Genomic DNA, 17,221 nt, shown 5'->3' on the forward strand with positions numbered 1-17,221 from the left:
CATTCACTCCACCTTGCCGCGCAAAGCCTTGGTTTGCGAGCGCTGGCTCTTGCTTTGCAGGCGGCGCTGCTTGGAGCCATAGGTCGGCTTGGTGGCGCGCCGCGCTTTGGGCGGATTGGACACGCTGTCCACCACCTCCTGCAGCCGCGCCAAGGCATCAGCGCGGTTCATTTCCTGGGTGCGGTGCTGCTGCGCCTTCAGCACCAGCACGCCTTCCTGGGTGATGCGGCTGTCATTGAGCGCCAGCAACCGTTCCTTGATGGCCTCGGGCAGCGAAGAGGCCGGTATGTCAAAGCGCAAATGCACGGCGCTGGACACCTTGTTGACATTTTGCCCGCCCGCGCCCTGCGCCCGGATAGCGCTCAATTCCACCTCGCCCTCATCCACCAAAAACTTCAGGTCTGCCATAGCTCAGGGCCGCAAAGCGTGCATCAGGCCGCCCCGCCTATTCGGCCAGCGCGAGCAGGCCGGCGATCGCCAGGGCATAACCCTTGACGCCAAAACCGGCCATCACCGCCTTGGCGACGGGTGAGATATAGGAGTGATGACGAAACACCTCGCGCGCATGCACGTTGCTGATGTGCAGCTCGATCAGCGTCACGCCCGCGCCCTTGATGGCGTCATGCAAAGCCACGCTAGTATGGGTGTAGGCGCCGGCGTTGAGCACCACGCCGACCAAGCTACCCGCAGCCTGGGCGCGCCCGGCTTCCTGGATCGCGTCTATCAGCACGCCCTCATGGTTGCTCTGGCGAAAGTCGAGTTTGACGCCCTGCGCGGCGCAAGCCTGGGCGCACAGCACCTCCACATCGGCCAGCGTCTGCGAGCCGTACACGGCGGGTTCGCGCGTGCCCAGCAAGTTGAGGTTGGGGCCATTGAGGACCAGCACTGTTTTCATGAAAACTCTTTCTGTGATGAAACTGTAGGTATGAGTGTTGCGGCTTTTGCAGGCCCCGGTTCAAATTCCGGCGCAGCGCACGCCGTCTCTGCAAGGCATCAGCGCTGCTGATTATCGGCGCTGCAGTGCCGGTGGTGAAGTCGCGGTGTTCCAAGGCACGGCGCGGCTGGGCCGCGAGGGGTTCACGCTCCGCAAACTGCGTGTATTTCAAGGAGGTCGAGCCATCTCTCCTGTGCCGTCAGGAGGCCGCGTCCCTGTCAATAACTGAGGCGGGCCACGGCGCGCAAGGCCTCCGGTGTCGCCGTGCCAAAACCGAAAAATTCCAGGTAGGCCGGAATCTGCTCGAACAGCATGTCCGAGCCCACTTGCAGCTCACAGCCACGCGCCCGGGCTGCGCGCAAAAAGGCCGTCATCTCATTTTTCATCACCACCTCACCGGCAAAGGTCGACGGCGCCATGCGCGCGACATCTACCGGCAGCGGGTCGTCGTCATGCATACCCAGTGGCGTGGCATTCACCACTAGGTCATAGCCGGCCGGATCCTTGCTACCGGTGCTGACCTGCAGCGAAGGATAGTGCTTGCCCAGGCGGACGGCCAGGGCGTCGGCAGAAGCCGGATGAAGGTCGTACAAACCCATCGCGTTCACGCCGGCCGCCGCCAGCGAGGCGGCGATCGCCGAGCCCACGCCGCCGCTGCCCACCACCAGCGCGCGGGCACCGGCCAGTTGCCGGCCCTTGCGCAACACGCCGCGCACAAAGCCGGCGCCATCGAACATGTCGCCCAGCAGGCTGCCGTCGGGGCGGCGCAGGATGGCGTTGCAGGCGCCGGCGATTTCCACGGCCGGGGTGCATTCATCGAGCAGCGCGAGCGTCGTCACCTTGTGCGGCATGGTGATCAGCGCACCGCGGATGTTGGTGAGCTTGAACAGGTTCTTCAGCACCTGGGCATAGTCCTCGGGCTTGACTCCCATGGGCATCACCACGGCATCGATGCCGGCCTGCTCGAACCAGGGGTTGTAAATCATGGGCGCCTTGAAAGCCTCGGTCGGGTAACCGAGATGGGCAATCAAGGTGGTAGTGCCACGGATCATGGCCGCCGCCCCCACACGGCCGCGTACAAGGCATGGCTGCCAGCGATGGAAAACAGGATGCGATTCATGCGACTCGGAAAAGTGAAGCCACGGATAAAAGCATGTCACCCGGGGGGCTTGGTCAGCCCTCCCGAGTGGGGCGGTGTTACTTGCGCAGCTTGAGCAGTTCGGCCGTCAGTTCATTGACGGTGGATTCGCCCACACCGGCGGAGTACTTGGCAATCACAGGCTTCATCTTCTCGCGTAGCTTGGCCATTTCTGCGGGCGGCAATTCGGTGACCTGCATGCCGGCCTTCTTCAGTGCATCAAGCGTCGTTCCGGCGGCATCGCGGGCCATCTGACGCTGGTATTTGCCGGCTTCGACGGCGGCGTCGGACAGCAACTTTTTCTCGTCACCGCTCAAGGTGTCCCAGAATTTCTTGCTGATGATGACCGACTGCGGGTTGTAGACGTGGTTGGTCAGGGTCAGGTATTTCTGCACCTCGGAAAACTTGTTGGCCAAAATGGTATTGAGCGGATTTTCCTGCCCGTCCAGTGCTTTGGACTCCAGCGCGGCATAGACCTCGGGAAAGGCCATGGGGGTGGGGTTGGCGTCGAGCGCCTTGACCCAGTCCAGGTTGATGGGGTTGGGAATCACGCGGATTTTCAGGCCGGCCAGGTCTTCCACCTTGTTGATGGCGCGTTTGCTGTTGGTCATGTTGCGAAAACCCAGCTCCCAGTAGGCCAGGCCCACCATGCTTTTGTCCTGCAGTTTGTCGTGCAGTTTTTTGCCGAAGGGCCCGTCCACCACAGCATCGGCCTCCTTCGAATTGGCAAACAGAAAGGGAAAATCGTAAATGGCGAATTCCTTGACCTGACTGGCCAGAATGCCGGAGTTCAGCACCACCATTTCAATGGTGCCGCCCTGCAAACCCGACACATTGGGCGCATCGCCACCCAGCACACCACCGGGAAACAGGTTGACCTTGATCTTGCCGCCGGATTTGGCCGTGACGATCTCGGCGAATTTCTCCATCCCCATGACGATGGGATGACCCTTGGGGTTCTGGTGGGCGAACTTGATCGTGCGCTCCTTGATGTCCTGTGCCGAAGCCAGGCCAAAGGTCGCCAGGGCGACCGCAGCCACCAGAGTCTTGATCATCAAACGTTTCATGCTTGTCCCCTTGGAATAATTCGAAGTACGCAAACCTTGAATGTGCAGGGCGCGGCGTACCGGAAGCGCCCTGCAGCCGGAAAAACATCGTGTCAGTAAAACCACCTGGCAGGCACCATGACCATCTGGGGAAACAGCACCATCAGGAACATGACCCCAAACTGCGCCACCATGAAAGGCCATACGCCGCGGGTGACCTCGTCCATGCTGACCTTGCCAACGCCGGCGACGGTGTTGAGAACCGTACCCACCGGCGGCGTGATCAGGCCAATGGCGTTGTTGATGATGAACAGCACGCCGAAATAAACCGGATCAATGCCTGCCGCCTTGACGATGGGCATCAGCACGGGCGTCAGGATCAGTATGGTCGGCGTCATGTCCATCGCCGTGCCCACCACCATCACCAAAATCATCATCGCCAGCATCAGCAGTTTGGGGCTGTCCAGCAGCGGCTGCAGCAAGCTCACCACCTGCGCCGGCAATTGCGCCACCGTGATCAGCCAGGCGGACACCATGGCCGCCGCCACCAGAAACATGATCACGGCAGTGGTCTTGGCCGCCTGCAGAAAAAGGCCGTACAACTGACTGAGCTTGAGTTCCTTGTAGACCAGAATCGAGACCATCAGCGCATACACCGCAGCCACCACCGCCGCCTCGGTCGGCGTGAACACACCGAACTTCAGGCCAACCACCACGATCACCGGCAGCACCAAGGCGAAGGTGGCATCCCTGAAGGCCTGCATGACCTCGACACGAGACTTGCGCGGCGGCACGGCCACGCTCTCCTTGCGTGCGACATGCCACCAGGTCAACCACAGCGCGGCAGCCAACATAATGCCGGGCGCAATCCCGGCCATGAACAGCTTGGAGATCGATACATTGGCCGCCACACCGAAGATCACGAAGCCTATGCTGGGCGGAATGATGGGCGCAATGATGCTGGCCGATGCCAGCAGACCGGCGGAGCGCGCCTTGTCGTGGCCAGCTGCCACCATCATGGGCAGCATCAAGGCCGACAGCGCCGCCGCATCGGCCACGGCCGAGCCGGACAGCGCGGCCATGATCACCGCAGCCACGATGGCCACATAACCCAGGCCACCCTTGATGTGGCCCACCAGCGTCAAGGCAAAGTTGACGATGCGGCGCGACAGGCCGCCCGCATTCATCACCTCGCCGGCCAGCATGAAAAACGGCACGGCCAGCAGCGGGAAACTGTCAGCGCCATTGATCACGTTTTGCGCCAGGATCTGGGCATCGAACATGTTCAGGTGCCACATCAGCGCGGCACCGCACAACAGCAGGGAAAAAGCGATGGGAATGCCCAGCGCCATGGCGGCGAGCAGTGAGCCCAGGAAAATGGCGATAGTCATACGGCCTGACTTAGCGAACTCATCGAACTAGCGCGTTGGTGTGGAGCAGGCATGCGGCAGGTCTTCCGATTCGCGAACGCCCACCAGTTCGCTGTCGGGCATTTGCCCCGTGAGAAGCCGCCAGAAATCGTTGAGCAAGATGGCCGCGCCCGAGATGGCAAAGACCAGGCCGCAGCCATAGAACAGGGCCATGGAAACTTCCATCGCCGCGCTGTTGGAATCCCAATTGATCTTCACCTGATCCAGCGTGCCCTTGAAAACCAGCCAGCAGATGAAAAGCATCAACAGATAGCCCAGGCCCAGGCAGATTTTTTGACCCAGCACCGGCAGGCGGACCACCAGCATGTCGGTTCCCAGGTGAGCGCGCTCCTTGAGCGCCACGATGGCTCCAAGAAAAGTCAGCCAGACAAAGAGCCAGCGCGACAGCTCGTCGGACACCGCAATGCCGGAGTTGAAGGCATAGCGCAAGACCACATTGCCAAACACCAGCACCACCATCACGGCCAAGCTGCCAGCCATCAGCCAGGACAAAAGCTGGCAATAGCTGTCAATGAGTTTGCGGACCATGGCTGCCTCCTGTGGACGCTGCAAATGCCGCCCTCAAGCAATAATGTACGAACTAGTTAGTTTCCACGAATCGGGAATTACCCGAACGCCATGCCTCTCAGGCACGCACGAAGCGCACCAGCATCTCGATGATGCTGTCGCGGCGGGCCGCCAGCGCCTGGGCAGAGTGGGCATCGCGCTTGAAGATCAGGCCAAAGGTATGTTGGTTCGAGACGTTGAAAAAAGTCAGTGCCGAGATGGAGGCGTGAATATCTATAGCGTCCAGGCCAGGCCGGAATAGCTTGGCGGTCACGCCGCGGTCGTAGAGTTTGCGAATCGCCTCGATGGCCGGCACGTTGAGCGCCTGAATGCTCTTGCTCTGCGCCAGGTGTGCGCCGCGCTCCATGTTCTCGGTCATCACCAGCCGGATGTAGTCCTGGTTGTCATAGTGATGGTCGAAGGTAAAACCCACGAGGCGGCGCAAGGCATCCTCCGGCGGCAGGTCTTCCAGGTGCAGTTCGGACTCAATGGCGCGCATGCGGCGATAGGCCTCCTCCAGCACCGCGATGTACAGGCCATCCTTGCTGCCGAAGTAGTAATAAATCATGCGCTTGCTGGTGCGCGTGGCGGCCGCAATCTCGTCAATGCGAGCGCCACTCAGCCCCTTGTTGGCAAACTCCGTGGTCGCCACCTCAAGAATTCCAGCCATGGTCCGCGCCGGGTCGTTGGTCCGCGTACTCTCCCTTGGTACGGCCTTGCCCTTCGGCTTGGCCGTTTGCGCAAAATGTACTGACTGGTTCATTCCTAAAGTATAGGCGTGACGAGGACGGCGGCGGCAAGCCGCGACGAGCGACGCAGACTTGCCAAGCCCCTCGAAACCGCTCCCGTTTCAATAGCGCACTGCGCCCGACCCACCTGTCCTGCAGGCTTGTTTTCTTAAATTTTTCTCTACTTCAGAGAAAAACGCCAGCGAATCACGCAAACTCTGTGCAGCTCATGCAAACCCGTCACTTCCTCCAGCTTCTTGCCATGTCCGCCCTCTGGGGCGCCTCCTTTCCCCTGCTGCGCATTGCCAGCCCCGCCCTGGGGCCCTGGGTCGTGGCCGGCGGGCGCTGCATCCTGGCCGCCGTGGTGCTGACGCTGCTGATGCACACGCTGCGCGAACGCTGGCCGCCGCGCCAGGCCTGGCCACGGCTGGCGCTGCTCAGCGTGCTGACCGTGGTCGTGCCTTTTGTCATGTTCAACTGGGCCGCACTGGTGATTCCCTCCGGCTACTCCGCCGTCCTCAATGCCACGGTGCCGCTGTTCGGCGTGCTCGGCGCCGCCATGGCCGGCGAGGAAAGACTCAACGCACGGCGCCTGCTGGGCTGTGCCGTGGGTTTTGCCGGCGTCGCCCTGCTGGTGCAGCTGGGGCCGGTGGCGGTCACCCCCAAAGTGATGCTGGCCGCACTGGCCTGCACCATCGCGTCAGCAACTTATGGTTTTGGCGCCCTCTTGATGAAGCGCGCCACCATGGCCTACTCCCCCTTGCCGGCATCGGCCGCGGTGCATGTGGCGGCCGCCCTGATGCTGGTCGTGCCGGCCGGCGTGGCCGCGCCGTCGGCGCACTACAGCACAGGCCCGCTGATCGCCGTGACGGTTCTGGGCACTATTACCTCGGGCTTGATGTACTGGATCAGCATGCGGCTGATGCGCGAAATCCCGGCCAGCGCGGCCACCTCGGCGGCCTTCATGATTCCACTTTTTGGCGTGAGCTGGGGCGGTTTGTTTCTGGGCGAACCGGTTACCGCCAGCATGCTGCCAGGCTGCGTACTGGTGCTGGCCGCCACGGCGCTGGTGACCGGCTTCAACCCTTTGCGGCGCGCGCCACGCCAACCCTGAGAGGGTGCGGTGTAGTGCCATCGTCGCGGGCCCGGGCCGCGCAGCAGATTTATTCGCGGCTTCGCGCGATGTCCGGCGTGCCGACCTTGACATCGGCATTCTGGGCGCGCTGGCGCAAGGCATGCTCCATCACCACCAGCGCCAGCATGGCCTCGGCGATAGGCGTGGCGCGTATGCCCACGCAGGGGTCGTGCCTGCCCTTGGTCACCACCTCGGCAGGGTTGCCGGCCGTGTCAATCGACTGGCGCGGCGAGATGATGGAACTGGTCGGCTTGATGGCCATGGACACTTCCAGGTCCTGCCCGGTGCTGATGCCGCCCAGCACGCCACCGGCGTTGTTGGACAAAAAGCCCTCGGGCGACAGCGCATCGCCATGCGTGGTGCCGCGCTGCGTGACGCTGGCAAAGCCGGCCCCGATTTCCACGCCCTTGACGGCGTTGATGCCCATCATGGCAAAAGCGATGTCGGCGTCCAGCTTGTCAAACAACGGATCGCCCAGGCCCACGGGCACGCCCGAGGCCGTGACGCGTATGCGCGCGCCGCAGGAGTCGCCGGCCTTGCGCAGCGCGTCCATATAGACTTCCAGCGACGACACATCGGCCGCCGGGGCAAAAAACGGGTTGTTGGGCACATGTTCCCAGGACTCGAAAGGAATCGCCATATCGCCGATCTGCGTCATGCAGCCGCGAAAGGTGGTGCCGTATTTCTCAAACAGCCACTTCTTGGCCACGGCCCCGGCCGCCACCATGGGTGCCGTCAGGCGGGCCGAGGAACGGCCGCCGCCGCGCGGGTCGCGCAGGCCGTATTTGTGCAGATAGGTGTAGTCGGCATGACCGGGGCGGAAGGTCTCCAGGATGTTGCCGTAGTCCTTGCTGCGCTGGTCGGTGTTTTTGATCAGGAGGCAAATCGGCGTGCCGGTGGTCTTGCCCTGGTAGACGCCGGAGAGGATTTCCACCGCATCGGGCTCGTTGCGCTGCGTGACGTGCCGGCTGGTGCCGGGACGGCGCCGGTCCAGGTCGCCCTGGATGTCAGCCTCGCTCAGCAGCATGCCGGGCGGGCAGCCGTCAATCACGCAGCCAATGGCCGGGCCGTGGGATTCACCAAAGTTGGTGACTGCGAATAGGGTTCCGAAGGTGTTGCCGCTCATGGGCTGATTATCCCAGAGAGCTTTGGCTTGGGTTTTGCCCGGACGACGAGCCAAGCCTCGAAGCCGCTTCGCCGCAACGGAAAAACACGGTATTACAGAAAGACCTGGCCGCCTTCAAAAAACATTTTGATAGCGCCCTGCGCCCGTCCTGATTGGGCTAGAGGAATTTTTCGTTCAAAAAACACCCTCCAGCCGTCATTCACCCGTGTTGGTGGCTTCAGCCCTGCTCGGCGTTGTCTTCGCCCGGCCAGTCGCGGATATAGGCCTTGAGCATCTTGTTCTCGAAGTTCTGGCTGTCCACCACGGCTTTGGCCACGTCGTAGAAGCTGATCACGCCCATCAGCATTTTCTGGTTCATCACCGGCATGTAGCGTGCATGGCGATCCAGCATCATGCGGCGCACTTCGTCGAGCTCGGTTTCCGAGGTGCAGGTCAACGGATGGTCGTCCATCGCCGTGCGCACCAGCGTGCCGCCAATCTCGCCGCCATTCTTGACGATGCGGACAATCACCTCGCGAAAGGTCAGCATGCCGACCAGGTCGCCATGCTCCATGACGACCAGCGAGCCAATGTCTTTTTCGGCCATGATCTGCGTCGCCTTGGCCAGGGGTTCGTCAGGCTGAACGGTGTAAAGCGTGTTGCCTTTCACGCGCAGTATGTCAAGAACCTTCATCGCTTTCTCCTCGGTAGTTTGATCATTCTCCCACCGCCCCCTGGCGCCGGGAATTTCAGTTTGAATATAGCCCACAATAAACGGCTTGACCGGCGGGCCGTCATCTCAGCGTCTGCTGCCCCTTACAACGATTGGAGACCTCCTCATGCCTGGTTATTCAGACCCCGGCTTTGACACCCTGGCGCTGCATGCGGGCGCCGCCCCGGATCCGGCCACGGGCGCGCGGGCCGTGCCGATTCACCTCACCACCTCCTTCGTTTTCGAGTCCAGCGACCACGCCGCCAGCCTCTTCAACCTGGAGCGCCCCGGCCATGTTTATTCGCGCATCAGCAACCCGACCAATGCGGTGCTGGAGCAGCGCGTGGCGGCGCTGGAAGGCGGCATAGGCGCGATCGCCACGGCCAGCGGCCAGGCCGCGCTACACCTGGCCATTGCCACGCTGATGGGCGCCGGCTCGCACATCGTGGCCTCCACCGCGCTCTACGGCGGCAGCCAGAACCTGTTGCACTACACGCTGCGCCGCTTCGGCATAGACACCACCTTCGTCAAACCCGGCGACATCGACGGCTGGCGCGCCGCGGTGCGGCCCAATACCAAGCTCTTCTTTGGCGAAACCGTCGGCAACCCCGGCCTGGAAGTGCTGGACATTCCCACCGTGTCCGCCATCGCCCATGAGGCCAAAGTGCCGCTGCTGGTGGACTCGACCCTGACCTCGCCCTGGCTGATCAAGCCCTTCGAGCACGGCGCCGACCTGGTCTATCACTCGGCCACCAAGTTCCTGAGCGGCCACGGCACGGTCATAGGCGGTGTCGTCGTGGATGGCGGCAGCTTCGACTGGGAGGCCTCGGGCAAATTCGCCGAGCTGAGCCAGGCCTATGACGGATTTCACAACATGGTGTTCACCGAAGAATCCAGCGTCGGCGCCTTCTTGCTGCGCGCGCGCCGCGAGGGCCTGCGCGACTTCGGCGCCTGCATGAGCCCGCACACCGCCTGGCTGATTTTGCAGGGCATAGAAACCCTGCCGCTGCGCATGGAGCGCCACATGAGCAACACCGAAAAAGTGGTGGCCTTTCTGGCCAGCCACCCGCTGGTGGCGCGTGTCGGCCACCCCATGCTGGCATCGCACCCCAGCCATGCGCTGGCCCAAAAACTGCTGCCGCGCGGCGCCGGCTCGGTGTTCAGTTTCGACATCAAAGGCAGCCGCGAACAGGGCAAGGCCTTTGTTGAAAGCCTCAAGGTCTTCAGCCACCTGGCCAATGTGGGCGACTGCCGCAGCCTGGTGATTCACCCGGCCAGCACCACCCATTTCCGCATGAGCGACGAGGCGCTGGCCGGCGCCGGCATCAGCCAGGGCACGATTCGCCTGTCGATTGGCCTGGAAGATGCCGACGACCTGATTGATGACTTGAAGCGCGCCCTCAAGGCCGCAGAAAAGGCCGGCTGAACATGCACCCCCACGCTCATCACTTCGTGTATTCGCTGCCCCCCGAGGGGGCGCAGGCCTCCCTTGGGGCGGCCCGGCGGGAGTCCTGATATGCAAATCCAAGTCAATGGCCACAAGAGCTACTGCTACACCGGCGGCAAGGCCTTCGATGCCGCCAAGCCCAGCGTGGTGTTCATCCATGGCGTGCTCAATGACCACAGCGTCTGGGCCCTGCAAAGCCGCTACCTGGCCAACCACGGCTGGAACGTGCTGGCGGTCGACCTGCCCGGCCATTGCCGCAGCGCCGGCGATGCGCCCGCCAGCGTGGAGCAGGCGGCGCAATTCATCGTGGCGCTGCTCGACGCCGTGGGAGTGCAGCGCGCCGCCCTGGTGGGCCACAGCTGGGGCTCGCTGATCGCCCTGGAAGCCGCCGCCCGCCTGAAGGAGCGCGTCAGCCACCTGGTGCTGGTAGGCACGGCCTACCCCATGAAAGTATCGCCAGCCCTCATAGAGTCGTCGCTGAACGAGCCCGAAAAAGCGCTGCGCCTGGTCAATGTGTTCTCGCGCAGCACGCTGGCCCCGCCTTCGGGCGCGGGTTTCTGGGTCTTCGGCGCGGGCATGGCGCTGGGCCGCAAGGTGTTGCGCAGCAACCCGCTGGTCAATGTCTTCCACCGTGGCTTTGTGGCCTGCGACAGCTACGCCAACGGCGAGAACGCGATGGCGCAGATCACTTGCCCGGTGCTGTTTGTGCTGGGCGCGCAAGACCAGATGACCAGCCCCAAAGCCGCACAGGGATTGATAGGTGTGGCACGCCAGGCCGGCAAGGCGGTACAACTCAGCCAGCTGGCGGTGGGCCACCAGCAGATGAGCGAAGCCCCCGATGAAACACTGTTTGCGATTCGCGACTTCCTGAAACAGTAATTAGCCAGCGCTCGCCTGACCGGCCTGATCAACTATCAATTCAGTAGCTACTTGTGACCGTAGCTATTGGGCCAAAGGCATTTTTTCCTTTAAACAGGCGGCATCCAGGCCCTTCAGTCCTGACCCGCCTCTCAAGCCTCCGCTTTGGGCGCCAGGCTATCGGCCAGCGCGCGCAAGAGCTTGGCGCCGTCGCCATGCCAGGCGCTGCCGTGCATGCAGGCCAGCGTGGTGGGCTGGGCGGCGGCCAGCCGCTCAATCATGGGCCGCGCTTTGCTGGTGTGGGAGTAGTAGTCCATGGTCAGACGAAAGGCCTCGCTGGGGCCCAGAATGTCCGCCTCGGTGAGCGCCGGATGCGCGCTGCCGGGCTGCGTCAGCAGATCGCCGCACAGCAGCGTGCGGGTGCTGTCATCCATCAGGAAACCGCATTCCCAGGCGTGCGGCAGATGCGGCGTGTCGAACCAGCGCAGCGCATGTTGGCCGAGCGAAAGCGTCTCGCCGTCGGCCAGCGCCCGTGGCGCGCGGTCGGCCATGTCACTGATGGACACCATGGCCGCGACCGTGCCGCACAGCGGCGAGGACTGGGGCGCTGCCGCCAGCCAGTCATTGAGCGAGCCGCACTCGTCCGCCTCGACATGCGAAAAGGCCACATGACGCAGCCGCGCCACCGGCAACAAGCTGGCCACCGCCTCTTGAACCAGCGCAAACAGCTTGCGTGGCCCGGTGTGAAACAGCAGTGGCTCATCATCGACGATGAGGTATTGGTTGAATGAAAAGCCAAAGCCGCCCTCCAGCAACACCGGCGTGTTGATGCGGTAAATCCCGTCGGCCACTTCATGGACATTGGTCCCGGATTGCGTGTTGGTGACTGGCATCTCCACTCTCCCTTGCATCAGTTAAAAAATGCACACCAAGGCGCATTGCCGCTCACACCGGCTGGGCCTCCACCACGCTCACGGCCGAGGCCGTCGGGACTATGCGCGTCAGCCTGAAGCCGGCCTTGGCCAGCAAGCCGGCATATTCCTCACCCGAGCGCTCCTGCCCCCCGGGCACGGTCAGCATCACCAGATCCAGAATCTTGCCCATATGCGGCTCATCCCCGGGCGGCAGCACACATTCAACGATCAGGAGGCGGCTATCCTGCGCCATCGCCTGGCGGCAGTGGCGCAGGATGGTCAGGCATTTCTCCTCGTCCCAGTCATGAATGACGTGGGACATGACATAGGCGTCGCCACCGGCCGGAACCGAGTCAAAAAAACTGCCCGTCAGCAGCTGGCATCGGTCCACTACGCCGCAGGCCGTCAGATGGGCGCGCGCCTCGGGTGCGACATGCGGCAGTTCATACAACACACCCTGCAGATGGGGATGCTCTTGCAAAATCGCCGCCAGCAAGCCGCCGGTGCCGCCGCCCACATCAATGACGGTTTGCTGCGCCGAAAAATCATAGGCCGCCGCCACCGCGGCCGCTTCGCCGCCGTGCACACCCATCATGGCCTCGCCGAAAAACCTGGCCTCGTCGGAATGCTGCGCGAGGTAGTCGAACAGCGGCATGCCCCAGGCCTTGTTGAAGGCAGTTTTGCCGGTCTGCACGCTGTAGGCAAACTCGCTCCACGCGCCCCACATCCACGGGCCGGCGAGCGCCATCACGGTCGATCGGGCGGAACCCGGCGCGCCGGTTTGCAGCGTCGCGCCATGCTCCGTGAGGGCAAAGCGCTGCCCGCCGCTTTCGGTGAACAGGCCCAGGCTCGCCAGGGCACGCAGCAGGCGATAGAGCGAAGGGCCATGCGTCTGCGTGGCATCGGCGAGCGCCTGAACGCTCTTGGGCCCGTCCGCCAGCAAATCGGCAATGCCCAAACGGGCGGCCACGTAAACCGCGCGGGAAACCCAGAAGGCCGTGGCCATCTGGATCACCTGGACGTGGGCCGGCGGCTCGGCGCTGACGGCCGCGTCCGGCGGAGCGCCGAACATGGAGGCGCTATCGGGGGTGTTGACTGCTTGCATGTTGTGCCAACCTTTCTATGTCTTGTAGGTCCGAAAGCTCGGGCGCCATCCTTTGCTTGCGCGTGACAAGCGCTACAACTGCACCGCCGCAAGGACGGCCGCGACTTCGCCCAGCACCCGGCTGCGGTGCCCCGTGCCAACGGTGTCTTCGAGCAGCAGGGCGAAGCCCGGAGCGATGCGCTGGCGCTCACCGTCCCCGGCCTCGAACTCCATGTCGCCGGCCAGCACGAAGATCCACATGCGCTGCGGCGACGGATGAAGATCGCCGCTCCAGCCACTCGGCAAATGCAAAAAGCCGTAGCGCGCTGCCGGCGCGAATGCCGACACGCTGAAAGCCGGCGCCGGCGGGGCAAAGGCCTGCGGCGTGAGCGCCACAGACCACGGAGCGAAATGCGACAGCCCCGCCTCATCGGCGTAAAGCCTCAGGTAAGTCAGCGCTCTTGACATGGCTGCAACTCCTCCCCGCCCCAAGCTTGGCGCTGGGGCGGCAATTCGGAAAAAACCGCCCTCAGCCTGTGAGAAAGTGAATATCCGGTTTATCCACCACACCCACTTTCTGCATGGTTTCCCGCAGATCAGCGGATTCGACAAAGGCCTTGGCCCGGCTGCTGTCCTCGGCCTCAAAAAAGAGGACGACTTGGTTAGGGTCGCCGGCACCCTGAAGAAGATACTTCTCCGTGAGACCGGCCTCCAGGCGTTTTGGCAGGTGTGCGTCGTAGCCCCGTTTCCATTCCGGGAAGTCCCTGACCTTGTGCCTGATGAGCAAATAATTGGCCATGCGTGTTCTCCTGCTAGGCCATCTTGGCCAGAATCCCGCTCATCTCATCCCTGGAGAAGGCGCGCAGTGTCTGCATGCGAACATTGCCCGCCGAGGCGATGGCCAGGGCAAAGGCGGTGGCCGACTCGTCATTCGTTGCCTCAATGATCACCACCAGATCGTATTTACCCAGGGTCCAGTAGATCTGGCTCATGTTGGCGCCAAACTTTTTGGCCGCCTCCTTCACGGCATCGGCGCGTTTGACGGTGTCCTTGACGCTGCGTATGCCCTGATCGGTAAAACTCGATAGCGCGATATAGGTCCCCATGATGTTTCTCCTTGTTGTAGGCAAACGGGACCTCAGACATGGAACCGGCCAGCGGCGGTCCCTGGATGCTGGCCGGGCGTGGCGATGCAACGCCAACGCCACGAACAAAAAACTATTTGCGCACGCCTATGCTCACCAGATAGTCGCGCGGCATGGCCACGCCCAGCTCGGACTTGAAGCCTTCATGGAAGGCGATGAGATCGCGCTTCAAACTGTCGCGGCGCTCCGGCTCCAGGCTGGCGGCCAAGGCCTTGGTCGGGCCATAGCCCGCCGAAAACAGCTCCCAGACGGCCAGGCCGCTGGGCGCACGCAAAACGGTGGTGCCGGTTTCAAAGCGCAGCTCAAAGGCATCGCCCAGCAGCTGCTTGACGCGCTGCGGGCTGCCCCATTCAAAGGGTGAAGGCGGCGGGACGGCAGGCACCTGCATATAGGGCTTCATGACCTTGAACAGGCCGGCAATCGTTCCATCGGCCGGCCAGGTGGTCAGGCCTATGCGCCCGCCTTTTTTGCAGACCCGGGCCAGCTCGGCGGCGGCGCGCTCGGGCTGGCTGACAAACATCACGCCGCAAGTTGAAATGACGGCATCGAAACTCTGGTCCTCAAAGGCCAGCGCCTCGGCATCGCCAACGTAAAAATCGATCTTCAGGCCGGCCTCGGCGGCACAAGCCTTGGCGGCCGCAATCAGCTCGGCGCCCAGGTCGATGCCGACGACGCTGGCGCCACGGGCGGCCACGCGGCGTGCGGTCCAGCCGGTCCCGGTGGCCACATCAAGAATGTGCTCGCCGGGCTGGGGCGCCAGGCGTATGACGCAATGCTCTATCGAATCAGCGATGCTCTGGCTGATCTTGTCGTAATTGAGTCCGCCGGCCCCCCAGGTGGCAGCGGCCTTGAGGTTGTGCTGCTGGATTGCGCTTGAGTCCATCTCATTCTCCTTGCGTCTATTGAGTCTGGCGAAAGCGGGTTTCGCCGATGGCGCCAAGGTGCTCTGAAGGACTTGGCTGGTGGGTTGCCGCCGGCTTGCGCGCCAGCGGCCTGTGCCTGTCTTGCCGCAGGCGCAATACCAGAGCGCGGGCGAGCAGATCGCCGCCCCAGGCCATGCAGCATCTGCTTTTTTAGCACTGACCTAGGCGACTAACAAGGGCTGCGAGCCGCTCCCGGGGGAAGGCATTACCAAGACTTACACCGCTCACCAGCGTCAAGCGCAGCCGCCCGCCAGCAGGCCATCAATCTCAGCCAGCGCCTGAGCCGCTCCCGCCGCCAGTCCGATATCCAGGCGCGTGGGCACGCCGGGCTCACGCGGATTGATGCGCACCAGCCGCCCGCCAAAGGCATGGATAACACGCTCGCTGAAATGGCGCACCGAGGGAATCACGCTGCCCGCGCCCAGTTCCACCACCACAGGCCGGCTGATGCCGGCCAGCCAGCGCTCCAGCCGCGTGGCCTGCTGACGGGCGCGCTGCTCGCACCAGTCCGCATCGTTGAACATCAGGATATTCGGCCGCGCCAGGCCGCCGCAGTGCGGACACAGGGGCGGCGCATTGAGCAGCAGACATTGCTGGGCGTCGACCTCGGGCAGGAAATCATCGGCCGGCCAGATCGCCGGGCTGCAGGGCGTGAGGCATTGCAGATGGGCGATGGAGCCGTGGCACTCGTACAGCGTGTCGGACTCGAAGCCGGCCTGCGGGAACTGCCCATCGACATTGCTGGTGAACACCGCATAACCCAGTGGTTTGGCCTGGCCCCAGCGCTTCAACAAGGCAAAGCCGGGATGCGGCCGGGTGGCGCGGTAGAGCTGCAGCCGATGTCCATAAAAGCCCCAGGCCTGCTGCGGATCGCTGTGAAAGGCGTCGGGGCAGGCAATGCTGTAGAAATCCACGCCCGCACGCGCCAAGGCCGGATAGGCCTGCCAAAAACCATCCTTGCCGCGGAAATCGGGCAGGCCGGAATCGACGCCCATGCCGGCCCCGGCCGCGACGATCAGGGCATCGGCCTGCGAAATCAGCTCAGCGGCATGGGCCAGGCTGTGCGTATCAAGGGTGGGAGGCATTGCTGTCACATTTCATTCAAGCGAGAGGTGTGAATTTCCAGCGCCTCTGAGGTTTGAGCAGAAAACTATCAAAAGTAGAGCATGCCACGCTTGCAGCACAAGGGCTACAGGCCTACTTCCTCGCAGATTCAAGTACAAAGTGCAACAAAAGGCAGTGTAATCGGGTGCATCTTCAAGGCGTCAAAGACCTCGTGCGGCGTGCGGTAGCCCAAGCACTTGCGGGGCCTGTGGTTGAGCAGGTACACCGCCTCATTGATCTGATGCTGTAATTGGCGCGATCGGGCCTGACCGTGAGCCTGTGCGGGCTTGTAGCCTGCAGAGCCGGCATTGGGCAGGAACTCGCGGCTGATAGTTGACCGACTGCGCCCCAGTTCAGCCGCGATGCACCCAAGACTGATGCCTTGGCGCCTGAGCGTATGAGTTTGGTATCGTTCTTCTCGGATCAAGTGTTTGTAGGTCATGGTGCTTCGTTGAGACTGGCTGGTCACAAAGAGCCCATCCTATTGACTCTTGGCCCACCTCGTTTCTGAACGTTGCACTTCGTACTTGAATCCGCCCATGCCTAATTACGGCCAGGCCGGCGCGGCTTGACCCGGGGCCCAAGAGCCTGTTAAAAATCTTTTTCCCATGCAGACTTGCCGCTAAGCTGCTGCCCCATGAGAGCCAAATACCCCAGCGACATCAGCCCCTTGCTAGAGAGCGCCCGCAAAACTACCCACCCGCGCAGCGTTAACTTGTATGAGGTGTTTTGCGCTGTGCTTTACTTGCTGCGCAGCGGCTGCCAGTGGCGAGCACTGCCCAGTGACTTCCCCAAATGGCGCACGGTACATGCGTACTTTTCCATCTGGGGTGAGCCGCGCGAAGGCGCCAGCCTGCTGGAGCGGGCCTTAAAAAATCTACAGGGACTTCCCATGCAGTCAAGCACTGCTGACTAGAGATTCTTTCTGGGTTACGGTATTCCTTGTGGCTGACGCAAACCGGTGAGCTCGAA

General features: G+C 62.8%; 20 protein-coding genes and 1 pseudogene. 4 read left to right on the forward strand and 17 right to left on the reverse strand.

The annotated features are described in order from the left end of the window. Positions 1-3 precede the first annotated feature (3 nt). The 7 genes from arfB to BM160_RS10445 all read right to left on the reverse strand — a co-directional run bounded on the left by arfB (position 4) and on the right by BM160_RS10445 (position 5,764). A complete protein-coding gene (gene arfB / locus BM160_RS10415) occupies positions 4-408 on the reverse strand; it encodes an alternative ribosome rescue aminoacyl-tRNA hydrolase ArfB (protein ID WP_092004531.1) in 405 nt (134 codons plus the stop codon). A 37-nt stretch (positions 409-445) separates the two neighbouring features. Beyond that, on the reverse strand, positions 446-895 hold the full coding sequence (gene aroQ, locus BM160_RS10420) for a type II 3-dehydroquinate dehydratase (protein ID WP_092004534.1): 450 nt from the start codon (positions 893-895) through the stop codon (positions 446-448). Between the two features lie 257 nt (positions 896-1,152). Further along, the gene (locus tag BM160_RS10425) at positions 1,153-1,986 is read right to left on the reverse strand and encodes a shikimate dehydrogenase family protein (protein WP_092004537.1); all 834 of its coding nucleotides are present in this window, start codon (positions 1,984-1,986) and stop codon (positions 1,153-1,155) included. Between the two features lie 145 nt (positions 1,987-2,131). Continuing rightward, a complete protein-coding gene (locus BM160_RS10430; RefSeq protein ID WP_092004539.1) occupies positions 2,132-3,139 on the reverse strand; it encodes a TRAP transporter substrate-binding protein in 1,008 nt (335 codons plus the stop codon). Between the two features lie 92 nt (positions 3,140-3,231). Continuing rightward, entirely contained in the window at positions 3,232-4,509 is a 1,278-nt protein-coding gene (locus BM160_RS10435; protein WP_092004542.1) for a TRAP transporter large permease subunit, read from the reverse strand. 27 nt (positions 4,510-4,536) lie between these two features. Further along, positions 4,537-5,076 carry a TRAP transporter small permease gene (locus BM160_RS10440; RefSeq protein WP_092004545.1) on the reverse strand — a complete coding sequence of 180 codons (540 nt, stop codon included), beginning with the start codon at positions 5,074-5,076 and terminating at the stop codon, positions 4,537-4,539. Positions 5,077-5,173: 97 nt separating this feature from the next. Continuing rightward, the gene (locus BM160_RS10445) at positions 5,174-5,764 is read right to left on the reverse strand and encodes a TetR/AcrR family transcriptional regulator (protein ID WP_369821769.1); all 591 of its coding nucleotides are present in this window, start codon (positions 5,762-5,764) and stop codon (positions 5,174-5,176) included. Positions 5,765-6,051: 287 nt separating this feature from the next. Between BM160_RS10445 and BM160_RS10450 the strand changes: the two genes are divergently transcribed. Then, a complete protein-coding gene (locus BM160_RS10450) occupies positions 6,052-6,936 on the forward strand; it encodes a DMT family transporter (RefSeq protein WP_092004626.1) in 885 nt (294 codons plus the stop codon). Positions 6,937-6,985: 49 nt separating this feature from the next. Here the strand turns inward: BM160_RS10450 and aroC are convergent, their stop codons facing one another. After that, complete coding sequence (gene aroC / locus BM160_RS10455) at positions 6,986-8,083, reverse strand: chorismate synthase (protein ID WP_092004551.1); 1,098 nt, start codon at positions 8,081-8,083, stop codon at positions 6,986-6,988. A 217-nt stretch (positions 8,084-8,300) separates the two neighbouring features. Beyond that, on the reverse strand, positions 8,301-8,756 hold the full coding sequence (locus tag BM160_RS10460) for a CBS domain-containing protein (protein ID WP_092004554.1): 456 nt from the start codon (positions 8,754-8,756) through the stop codon (positions 8,301-8,303). A gap of 145 nt (positions 8,757-8,901) precedes the next feature. Here BM160_RS10460 and BM160_RS10465 point away from each other — a divergent pair, with 145 nt between their 5' ends. Together BM160_RS10465 and BM160_RS10470 are read left to right on the forward strand one after the other, a co-directional pair. Beyond that, positions 8,902-10,200: an O-acetylhomoserine aminocarboxypropyltransferase gene (locus tag BM160_RS10465; RefSeq protein WP_092004557.1), complete on the forward strand. Its 1,299-nt coding sequence runs from the start codon at positions 8,902-8,904 to the stop codon at positions 10,198-10,200. A gap of 90 nt (positions 10,201-10,290) precedes the next feature. Next, positions 10,291-11,100, forward strand: a complete 810-nt coding sequence (locus BM160_RS10470; protein WP_092004560.1) for an alpha/beta fold hydrolase — start codon at positions 10,291-10,293, stop codon at positions 11,098-11,100. A 131-nt stretch (positions 11,101-11,231) separates the two neighbouring features. Here BM160_RS10470 and BM160_RS10475 read toward each other — a convergent pair whose 3' ends face one another. From BM160_RS10475 to BM160_RS10510, 8 genes are all read right to left on the reverse strand, one after another. Continuing rightward, a complete protein-coding gene (locus tag BM160_RS10475) occupies positions 11,232-11,972 on the reverse strand; it encodes an oxygen-binding di-iron domain-containing protein (protein ID WP_092004562.1) in 741 nt (246 codons plus the stop codon). A 52-nt stretch (positions 11,973-12,024) separates the two neighbouring features. Beyond that, positions 12,025-13,098 (reverse strand): methyltransferase, encoded by a 1,074-nt coding sequence (locus BM160_RS10480; RefSeq protein WP_218156601.1) that lies wholly within the window; start codon positions 13,096-13,098, stop codon positions 12,025-12,027. 72 nt (positions 13,099-13,170) lie between these two features. Then, positions 13,171-13,545 (reverse strand): cupin domain-containing protein, encoded by a 375-nt coding sequence (locus BM160_RS10485; protein WP_092004565.1) that lies wholly within the window; start codon positions 13,543-13,545, stop codon positions 13,171-13,173. A gap of 61 nt (positions 13,546-13,606) precedes the next feature. Continuing rightward, the gene (locus tag BM160_RS10490; protein WP_092004568.1) at positions 13,607-13,876 is read right to left on the reverse strand and encodes a hypothetical protein; all 270 of its coding nucleotides are present in this window, start codon (positions 13,874-13,876) and stop codon (positions 13,607-13,609) included. Positions 13,877-13,889: 13 nt separating this feature from the next. Beyond that, positions 13,890-14,183, reverse strand: a complete 294-nt coding sequence (locus BM160_RS10495; RefSeq protein ID WP_092004571.1) for a GYD domain-containing protein — start codon at positions 14,181-14,183, stop codon at positions 13,890-13,892. A gap of 112 nt (positions 14,184-14,295) precedes the next feature. Next, on the reverse strand, positions 14,296-15,105 hold the full coding sequence (locus BM160_RS10500; RefSeq protein ID WP_092004574.1) for a class I SAM-dependent methyltransferase: 810 nt from the start codon (positions 15,103-15,105) through the stop codon (positions 14,296-14,298). Positions 15,106-15,378: 273 nt separating this feature from the next. Further along, positions 15,379-16,230, reverse strand: a complete 852-nt coding sequence (locus BM160_RS10505) for an SIR2 family NAD-dependent protein deacylase (protein ID WP_092004577.1) — start codon at positions 16,228-16,230, stop codon at positions 15,379-15,381. Between the two features lie 128 nt (positions 16,231-16,358). Then, positions 16,359-16,691, reverse strand: coding sequence for a helix-turn-helix domain-containing protein (locus BM160_RS10510; RefSeq protein WP_092004580.1), 333 nt, complete (start codon positions 16,689-16,691; stop codon positions 16,359-16,361). Between the two features lie 195 nt (positions 16,692-16,886). On the opposite strand from BM160_RS10510, the pseudogene BM160_RS10515 reads away from it, so the two are divergent. Further along, a pseudogene (locus BM160_RS10515) lies at positions 16,887-17,129 on the forward strand (transposase); the annotation flags it as partial. Positions 17,130-17,221: the final 92 nt, after the last annotated feature.

The sequence above is a fragment of the Polaromonas sp. OV174 genome, assembly GCF_900112285.1.
Classification (GTDB): domain Bacteria; phylum Pseudomonadota; class Gammaproteobacteria; order Burkholderiales; family Burkholderiaceae_C; genus Polaromonas.